The sequence below is a fragment of the Chimaeribacter coloradensis genome (genome assembly GCF_002858715.1).
Taxonomy (GTDB): Bacteria; Pseudomonadota; Gammaproteobacteria; order Enterobacterales; family Enterobacteriaceae; genus Chimaeribacter; species Chimaeribacter coloradensis.
The window spans coordinates 1-1,613 of record NZ_PJZH01000063.1; the positions used below are offsets into that span (position 1 = coordinate 1).

2 protein-coding genes are annotated in these 1,613 nt (G+C 31.0%); both read right to left on the reverse strand.

Annotated features, from left to right (window positions below; all coding sequences use genetic code 11):
• Positions 1 to 646 precede the first annotated feature (646 nt).
• A complete protein-coding gene (locus CYR32_RS21145) occupies positions 647 to 847 on the reverse strand; it encodes a hypothetical protein (protein ID WP_101827040.1) in 201 nt (66 codons plus the stop codon).
• 122 nt (positions 848 to 969) lie between these two features.
• Positions 970 to 1,407, reverse strand: coding sequence for a hypothetical protein (locus tag CYR32_RS21575; protein ID WP_146000746.1), 438 nt, complete (start codon positions 1,405 to 1,407; stop codon positions 970 to 972).
• Positions 1,408 to 1,613: the final 206 nt, after the last annotated feature.

Below are 1,613 nucleotides of genomic sequence, written 5' to 3' on the forward strand. Positions count from 1 at the left end.
TTTCCATTTTCATATTTAAAACGGGAGTCGTCATCGAAAACTATGATTGAGTTTTTTTCACCCCAGGATACCCAGCTAACATGCGAGTCATCTACAGGAGGGCTAAACTCATTGGATACAATAGGTTCTTTTTTTGTCATATCTACAAATAGATACACATGGCATTTATAATCATCCACACCTTGGGTACATCTACTTCTGGAATAATAGTAAAAAATAAATTTGTTTATTTTTTTTCCATCAAAGAAAAACTCGCTCGGATTACGGGTGATATAATCAGTTTTTGCTTTATAGATTATTTTTTCATCAAGATAAATATATGAATTACCATCATTTTACTCACTTGCTGATAAAGTGCGCACATCTCCAAGCGATGTATGGTAACATGTATAATAATTTTTATCACAATCATTTTCTGCTAGGCATGAAGTTGAAAAAAATGCTAATAAAAATATTTTTGAGATACTCATAATTACATCCTTATATCTTTTTTAATATTGATTCGATGTTATCTATAGGGTTATTCAATTTTATCTTATTTTCTTGGCAGTAAAAGTTAATAATACCTATATGCGTATCTATAAATCCTAGCAACCATATACGATGCGCTTTTATATAAGCGCCGCTGTAATCCTTCGCTCTACTTTCAGCCTTGCCCGCCCCCACCTGCGCAATCAACGGCCGCCTCTGTAATTGTGCCTTTTATAAACCGGATAGTGTCTGTCAGCCCAAGGTGGTGTGTCAGATAAAGCAATTTGGCTTTTTCGGCATCATCTAACACGGCAATACGATAGCCCGATTTTTCCAGTGCTTCCAGATTACGCACGTTATGATTTATTATTTTCATGATCCTTCTGTTTCTCTTAAAATATTTATAAGGGAGATATATTAAGGGGCATCTTTAAAATCATCCCTTATCGTCAGGTTGGAGATTGTTTATTTTTACCCTCCCCTTTATTACTATATTTTTTACTCTGCTAAATAGCCACTGTTAATCATTTCAATATTTCCATCTTTGTAAACAAAAACAGATTCGTTCTCAAAAATAAATTTTGACCTTTTGCTTCCCCAATTTATATACAAAAGTTTATCATTTAATACTGGAGGGTAAAATGATTTAGAAATAACAACATCCTTAACGAGATCAATAACAAGAAATTTTCGACACCTAACGATAGAATCATCTATTTTGCAATCATTACCATTATACTTTATTAAAATTAAATCTTTTTCATTGTTATTATTTTTATGATAGGGTAAATCATAATAAGAAAATGCTTCATCCATACTATTTGTTTCTAATTTCAGAATAACGTTATTATTTAGATAGATATTATATTTACCCTCATCTATTTTCTTTGAAGATAATATTCCTTTGCTTGTTTTACAACCCTCTTTGCTTAACATGCAGCTTGTTTCAGCAGTACAATTAAAGCTCAATGCAAGAACGATTATAAAAATAAAAAAGCATTTATTCATAATAATCCTCGTATTTTAGCAATAATTTCACCCAGGCTTTTATTATCAATCTTTAGTTTTTTTATTTCAGCACAAAAATATATATTGATATCAATGTAATCATCAATAAATGAATTTAACCATGCTCGATGCAC

Coding starts and splice junctions, on each gene's coding strand:
- CYR32_RS21145 (WP_101827040.1), bottom strand. CDS start 847: ATGAAAATAATAAATCATAACGTGCGTAATCTGGAAGCACTGGAAAAA.
- CYR32_RS21575 (WP_146000746.1), bottom strand. CDS start 1,407: ATGTTAAGCAAAGAGGGTTGTAAAACAAGCAAAGGAATATTATCTTCA.